Here is a 7,066-nt window from a genome sequence, read left to right on the forward strand (position 1 = left end):
AACTCCGGACGTTCTCAGGGACCGGGCGTCGTTGTGGTTGTCGTAATCGTGGTCGGATTATTCGATTACGACAACGACAACGACAGCGTACCCGGGATCGCGGTCACCATATCAGTTCTAATCGCACCCCGATCCTCAATGCGGGTTGTAACGGGTCGGTCAGACCCCGATCTTGCCCGGCTGATAGTGCCTGCCGCAAGCCGCGGCAGGCGCCACGCGAGCGCAACCCCGGGCGGCGGCGCCGTGCCGCGGGTGACCGACGGAGTTTTCATGAAGACCTATATGTGCGTAATTTGCGGATTAGTCTATGACGAGGCCAAGGGCTGGCCCGACGACGGTATCGCCGCCGGGACCCCCTGGGAGGAGGTCCCGCCGGGCTGGAAGTGCCCGGAGTGTGGGGCCGGCAAAGACGACTTTGAACTGGTGACCCTGTGACGGCCCGCCAAGCCGCAACCGCGCGTCTGGGTCGGCGTCGCGCGGATCAGGCAGATCTTCAGTTGTCGTCTACACTCCCACGCATGAACGCGCCGAACAAGCAGCCCAAGCAACGCGACCCCGGGGTCCAGCAGATTCTGACCCTCGCCCGCCGCTATTGCGACTGGATCGAGGCGGCCGGGCCCGCCGCGCCGCACTGGCTGCGGGAGGTGGCCCTGCTGTTGCCGCGGCTGCACGCCGCCATGACTTCGGTCCCCGACCACGGGCCCCGGGCCGGGTCCGTCAACCCGGTCGATCTGGACGCGCGCTTCGATCTCTACTCGCGCCTGCGGGCCTTGCTCGCCGATCGGGACGGTTATTTCCTGGCGTTCGATCGCGTGCAGGAGGGTTTGGACGCCCGGACCGGCAGCCTGGCGGACGACCTGACCGATATCTACTGCGAACTGAAGGCCGGTCTGCGGATCTTCGACCTGGACCCGCAGCGCGCGCTGCAAACCTGGTTGCTCGGCTACGAGGGCCACTGGCGCGAGCACCTGATCGATGCCGAGCGGCACCTGGCCATGTTGGCCGCCGCCGATCGCCTGGGCCGGGTCGGGGACCGCGATTAGTCCTTTTTTCCCCTGGATTGAACGGGTCGGTTTCTGTTAAATTCCCGCGCCAGTTTAGAATATCGGAGACAACCCAGCATGTCTGCACCCCTGACCAGCGAGCACCTGACCCTGACCTCGCCCGCCGCGGCCAAGATGAGTGAGCTTTTCAACCAGGTCGACGACAGCATCCAGGGGGTGCGCGTCTTCGCCACCGCCGGCGGCTGTAGCGGCATCGGTTTCGGCATGACCTTTACCGACGAGATCAATGAGGACGACGGCGTGTTGTCCTGCGATGGCTTCAAGGTCGTGGTGGACGACGGGACCCTGGACCACCTGCGCGGCGTGGAGATCGATTACGTCGATGACGCCGAGGGCGGTGCCCACTTCCGCTTCAACAACCTGCCGCGGGCCGAAGGCGGCGGTTGCGGCAACTGCGGCTCGCATTCGGGCGGCGGCTCCGGCGGCGGGTGCTCCTGATTTTGCGGGCGCGGGCGCGGCAGCGGCCGCGCCGACCAGCGCCCCGGTCGGCAGGAGGCCCCATCGACAGCGGCTGCGGCCGCTGTTTTGTTTTTTGCCATCACGTCAGCGCCGTGTCCCAGGCCGCCCCGCGGCGGCCGGTCCCGGTCGCGCAAGGGGCTAGCACATGATCAAGGTCGGAATCGTCGGCGGGACCGGCTACACGGGCGCCGAACTGCTGCGCATCCTGCTGCGGCACCCGCGGGCGTCGGTGGCGGTGATCACCTCGCGGGGCGAGGCCGGCACGGCGGTGTCGGACCTCTTCCCGCACCTGCGCGGCCAGTTCGACCTGTGCTTCAGCGAGCCCGATCCGGTGCAGTTGGGTGCCTGCGATGTGGTGTTCTTCGCCACGCCCAACGGGACGGCCATGGGGCAGGCCCCGGACCTGCTGGCCCGCGGCGCGCGCGTGGTCGATCTGGCCGCGGACTTCCGGCTCCAGGACCTGGCCCAGTGGGAGGCCTGGTACGGGATGCCCCACGCCTGTCCGCACCTGCTCGCGGACGCGGTCTACGGCTTGCCGGAACTGCACCGGGACGCGGTGCGCTCCGCGCGGCTGATCGCCAATCCGGGCTGCTACCCGACGGCGGTGACGCTGGGCTTTGCCCCCTTGCTGGCGCGGGGCCTGGTGGACCCGGGCTGGCTGATCGCCGACGCCAAGTCGGGCGCCAGCGGTGCCGGTCGCAAGGCCGAGACCGGACTCCTGATGGCCGAGGTGGGCGAGGGCTTCAAGGCCTATGCGGTCAAGGGGCACCGCCACGCGCCCGAGATCGGTCAGAACCTGGCCCGGCTCGCCGGCCGCCCGGTCGGCCTGACCTTTGTCCCCCACCTGCTGCCGATGATTCGCGGGATCGAGGCGACGCTCTACGCGCGCCTGAGCGTCGACCTGACGGACGCGGACCTGACGGATCTCTATCGGCAGCACTACCTGGGCGAGGCCTTCGTGGATGTGATGCCGGCCGGTGCCAATCCCGATACCCGCTCGGTGCGCGGCAGCAACCTGTGCCGTATCGCCGTGACGCGCCAAGCCGGTTCCGACGTGGTGATCGTCCAGTCGGTAATCGACAATCTGGTCAAGGGGGCGGCCGGACAGGCGGTCCAGAACATGAATCTGATGTTCGGGTTGGACGAGGCCGCGGGTCTCGGCGCGATTGCCTTGCTGCCCTGAATGCTCGGCCTCGCCCAACCCGCCGCGCAGGACGACGGGCCTGGCGCTTGAACTGCCCGCCGCGCAGACGCAGCTTAATGTTATCGATGCAACTGAAACGAGCATGAGTCAGCCATGAGCACAGAAAACCCCACCGATTTGCCCCTGATCTTCACCGCGTCAGCGGCGGCCAAGGTCGCCCAACTCATTGTCGAGGAAGGAAAGCCGGAGCTGATGCTGCGGGTCTATGTCCAGGGCGGCGGCTGCTCCGGATTCCAGTACGGCTTCACCTTCGACGAGTCGGTGCAGGACGGGGACACCGAGGTGGTAACCGACGGCGTGAAGTTGCTGATCGATCCCATGAGCATGCAGTACCTCACGGGCGCTGAGATCGACTACACGGAGGGCCTGCAAGGCGCCCAGTTCGTCATCCGCAACCCCAGCGCATCCACGACCTGTGGCTGCGGCTCCTCGTTCGCGGTCTGATGCCTTTGGATACCGTCGAGTCGTCGCTCGCGCTGATCCGGCGCGGTACTGAAGAGATCCTGCTGGAGGAGGCGCTGCGCAAGAAGCTCGAGCGCGGGGTGCCCTTGCGGGTCAAGGCGGGTTTCGACCCGACCGCGCCCGATCTGCACCTGGGCCACACGGTCCTCATCAACAAGCTGCGCCAGTTTCAGGAGTTGGGCCATCAGGTCCTCTTCCTGATCGGCGACTTCACCGGCATGATCGGCGACCCGACGGGCAAGAGCGCCACCCGCAAGCCGCTTTCACCTGAACAGATCGCGGCCAATGCCGCGACCTATCAGGAGCAGGTCTTCCACATCCTCGACCCCGAGCGGACCGAGGTTGTATTCAACTCCCACTGGATCGAACCCCTGGGCGCGGCGGGGCTGATCCAGCTCGCCGCCCGGCACACGGTGGCCCGGATGCTGGAGCGCGACGACTTCGGCAAGCGCTATCGCGGCGGGCAGCCGATCGCGGTGCACGAGTTTCTCTACCCGCTGATCCAGGGCTACGACTCGGTGGCCCTGCGCGCCGATGTGGAGCTTGGCGGAACCGACCAGAAATTCAATCTCCTGGTGGGGCGGCAGTTGCAGGAGTCCTACGGGCAGGAGCCCCAAGTGGTCATCACGCTGCCGCTTCTGGAGGGGCTCGACGGGGTCCAGAAGATGTCGAAGTCGCTCGGCAACTATATCGGGATCACCGACGCGCCGGACGACATGTTCGGCAAGCTCATGTCCGTGTCGGACGAGCTGATGTGGCGCTACCTGGAACTGCTGAGCGCCCGTCCCATGGCGGATATCGACGCCTGGCGGGCCGCGGTGGCGGACGGCGCCAACCCGCGCGACATCAAGTTCGAGTTGGCGCAGGAGATGGTCACCCGGTTTCACTCGCCCGCGGCGGGCTTGGCTGCCAAGGAAGGGTTCATCGCGCGCTTCCAGCAGGGGGTTGTCCCGGACGACCTGCCGGAGCTGGCCGTTGCCGCGGACGCCGCCGACGGGGTGGGGCTTCCCCGGCTCCTCAAGGATGCGGGTCTGGTCCAGACGACCTCCGAGGCCCTGCGCCTGATCGCGCAGGGGGGCGTGAAGATCGATGGTGAGCGGGTCGCGGACCCACGGCTGCGGTGCCGGGTCGGTACTACGCACCTGTATCAGGTCGGTAAGCGGCGATTTGCCAAGGTGCGGGTCGAGTCGGGACCCGACCGGAACCCATAAGGCTGCGCGAGACCGATCTCACAACACGGCACCGCAGGTGCCCTTCGCATGAGCACGACAGATGCGCTGCCCGCGGAGCCCCCCTTTCTAGGCGAGTCCCGCATCCATCTGGTCGACGGGCTCGTCGCCATCCTGGCCGCGGCCGAGACGCTGGGCGAGGCCCGCTGGGTTTCGCTGGAGGCCGCGTCCGGGTGGGGCAAGACCCGCGTCGCCCAGGCGCTCTATGCCCGGCTCGGTCAGGCCGGCGGCGACTTGGGCCAAGATCTGGCCGGCCATGTCGCCGGCGTGGGGCTCGAGCAGATCGTGAGCGCAGCCATCCCCGGAGGCGGACTGCCGGCCAAGCTCGCCCGGATCGGGGTCGACAAGGTCGCCGAGACCCGACGCCACCGCGAGGTCCTCGCGGCCCCCAGCCCCTTGAGCGGCGACCCGCGCCCGGACCCGGTCGATGAGCCCCTCGCCATGCTGACCCGGTTCGCCCGCCCGGGGCTGCCGGTCGTCGTCTTCGTCGAGGACCTGCACCGGGCCACGCCGCTGGTCGAGGAGTTGATCGAGCGGCTGGTGCGCTCCAACGCCGCGCTGCTCGTCGTCACCAGCACCTGGCCCGGCGAGTTGGAGCGCCGCGACCGCCTGATGGCCCTGGCCGCCGAGCCCATCATCGCCCCACGGTGTCTGCGGGTGCGTCACGACCGGCTGGCGCCGCAGCCCTTCCCGGCGGGCGCCGGGCTCGACGCACTCGCGCCCGCGGATCTGGCGGAGTTGGTGCGCGCCTATCAGCCGCGCACCGACCCCGCAACGCTGGCGCGGCTCGCCGCCCGCTTCAACAACCCGCTGCCGCTGGAGCGGATCTGCACCCTGCCCAAATACCGCCGCGCGAGCCTCCAGGGCGGCGCCTGGCGGCTCGACCTGGCCGACATCAAGCGGCTGCCGCGCCGGGTCGAGGACATCTACCGGGAGCTCTGGGACGAGCTGCCCGAGCCCGCCCAGCAGGCGCTGGCCCTGGCGACGCTGGCCATTCCGGACGCGGTCGCCGCCTGGCACCGTGCCATCGCCGCGCAGACCATCGCCGAGACCCTTGAGCTTGCCGCCCACGACGCGCTGGCCGAGACCCTGGGGCAGGACCGCATTCCCCACGGCTGGGTGCGGGCGCTGGCCGACTGGCAGCGCCGTTTCAACGAGCCCGATCAGTTCGCCATCGCCGCCGCGGCGCGCGACGAGCATTTCCTTGAGGAGGATCTCTGGCGCGTGCTCGACCGACTCGCCGCCGCCCTCGCCGCGCTCCCGCTCGCGGACCCCGATCCCGAGACCCAGCACCGCGCCCGACTGCTGCTCACCCTCCATCGGCAGGGCGAGGGGGCGGGGCCGGGCCGGATCGCGGATGCCGATGCCCTGCGGGCGGTTCGGCTGCTGCAATGGGCCTTTGCCGATCAGCCGCGGGAGCTCCCGGCGCGGGTCGCACTGGGCCGCACCCTGGCCGGGCTGCGGGTGGATGCCGACTCATTGGACCTGCTCGATGCGCGGGACGACCATGCCGCGGCGCTCGGTGAGTCCGGACAGGTCGAGGCCGCGGAGGCGGCGTATAGGGCATTGCTCGCGGATCGGATGCGGGTCCTGGGCCCGGACCACCGGATACGCTCACGACGCGCACCAACATCGCCTACTGTCCGGCAGAGTCCGGCGAGATCGCTGCGGCCCTGACGGACTTCGAGGCCCTGCTCGCGGACCAAGAGCGTGCCCTAGATCCCGGCACCCGGACGTCCAGCGCACCCGGGATTGTATCGCCGACCTGCGCCAGCGGCTCGATACGCGGTCGCCACCTGGCACCGAGGACTACCGGGATCGCTGGTCGCGGTGGTGAACAGACCGCATCGTCGTGGGAGCCCCGGTGACGGTTGACTGAATCGTGTCCGTCCCAGGGCTTGAACCGAGCGAGCTGTCACCGGAATCCCCGCAGGCGCGCGCCCACCGAGTCCCGCCCCGCCGGCCCGAGTCGCCCTGCCGCCAGACCAAGGCGAAGGCCGGGAGGCAACACGGGCGGCAGAGCCGCCAAGACGCCATGCCGGGGCGAAAACCCCGGCACGAGAAAGCAACCCCTGACCCGATCGACCCGAGCATGCGCCTACCCAACGCCGAACGCGCCCTGGTGGACCTCGACAAACTCCGGGATTACTGCCTGAACCCGGCGCATCCCCGCGGTCGGCACAAGGCGCAGGTCTTCGCCTCCGCGCTGGGCATCACTGCGCGCGAAGCCGCATGGCTGCGTACCGCCTTTCTGCACGCCGCCCGAGCAGGTGACGCGACCCCCGGCGCGGCGGATGCCCACGGTCGGCGTTATCATTTGGACACCTCGATCATCAGACCCAAGGGAAGTGCGCTGGTCCGGACCACCTGGATCGTGCGCACGGGCGAAGATTTCCCCCGACTCTCCAGTTGCTATGTGCTCTAACCGGTCTGGAGGCTGCAATGAATCAAGCCATCAAGCTATTTGACGTCGTGGCGCTGACCACTGACTTGCCCGAGATTGGCCTGGTCGCCGGTCAGGTCGGAACCGTCGTGGAACCCCTCGGCAGTGCCCTCGGCGATGACGCCTACGAGGTCGAGTTCATCGACGATGCCGGCCGAACCTACGCCCTGGCGGGCATCAACGCCGCCCGGCTACTGGTCCTTCA

9 protein-coding genes (1 of these 9 running past the window's edge) are annotated in these 7,066 nt (G+C 68.8%); all 9 read left to right on the forward strand.

Translation table 11 applies throughout. The features are described 5' to 3' along the window. The first annotated feature begins 270 nt into the window (after positions 1–270). A complete protein-coding gene (locus THSYN_RS03875; RefSeq protein WP_100917981.1) occupies positions 271–435 on the forward strand; it encodes a rubredoxin in 165 nt (54 codons plus the stop codon). A gap of 83 nt (positions 436–518) precedes the next feature. After that, positions 519–1,043, forward strand: coding sequence for a DUF5063 domain-containing protein (locus THSYN_RS03880; RefSeq protein ID WP_100917982.1), 525 nt, complete (start codon positions 519–521; stop codon positions 1,041–1,043). Between the two features lie 78 nt (positions 1,044–1,121). After that, a complete protein-coding gene (locus tag THSYN_RS03885; RefSeq protein WP_100917983.1) occupies positions 1,122–1,502 on the forward strand; it encodes a HesB/IscA family protein in 381 nt (126 codons plus the stop codon). A gap of 166 nt (positions 1,503–1,668) precedes the next feature. Next, complete coding sequence (argC, locus tag THSYN_RS03890) at positions 1,669–2,706, forward strand: N-acetyl-gamma-glutamyl-phosphate reductase (RefSeq protein ID WP_100917984.1); 1,038 nt, start codon at positions 1,669–1,671, stop codon at positions 2,704–2,706. Positions 2,707–2,820: 114 nt separating this feature from the next. Next, the gene (gene erpA / locus THSYN_RS03895; RefSeq protein WP_100917985.1) at positions 2,821–3,171 is read left to right on the forward strand and encodes an iron-sulfur cluster insertion protein ErpA; all 351 of its coding nucleotides are present in this window, start codon (positions 2,821–2,823) and stop codon (positions 3,169–3,171) included. After that, positions 3,171–4,400 (forward strand): tyrosine--tRNA ligase, encoded by a 1,230-nt coding sequence (gene tyrS, locus THSYN_RS03900; protein ID WP_100917986.1) that lies wholly within the window; start codon positions 3,171–3,173, stop codon positions 4,398–4,400. Before erpA ends, tyrS begins: the two co-directional genes overlap by 1 nt. A 48-nt stretch (positions 4,401–4,448) precedes the next feature. Beyond that, the gene (locus THSYN_RS03905) at positions 4,449–6,095 is read left to right on the forward strand and encodes a hypothetical protein (protein ID WP_100917987.1); all 1,647 of its coding nucleotides are present in this window, start codon (positions 4,449–4,451) and stop codon (positions 6,093–6,095) included. 415 nt (positions 6,096–6,510) lie between these two features. Then, positions 6,511–6,843, forward strand: a complete 333-nt coding sequence (locus tag THSYN_RS03910) for a DUF6883 domain-containing protein (protein ID WP_100917988.1) — start codon at positions 6,511–6,513, stop codon at positions 6,841–6,843. A gap of 17 nt (positions 6,844–6,860) precedes the next feature. Beyond that, positions 6,861–7,066, forward strand: the 5' portion of a protein-coding gene (locus THSYN_RS03915) for a DUF4926 domain-containing protein (protein ID WP_100917989.1). The gene runs 31 nt beyond the window's last position; the window shows 206 of its 237 coding nt (coding positions 1–206); its start codon is at positions 6,861–6,863; its stop codon lies off the right edge, out of view.

It is taken from the genome of Candidatus Thiodictyon syntrophicum, from assembly GCF_002813775.1.
GTDB classification, from domain to species: domain Bacteria; phylum Pseudomonadota; class Gammaproteobacteria; order Chromatiales; family Chromatiaceae; genus Thiodictyon; species Thiodictyon syntrophicum.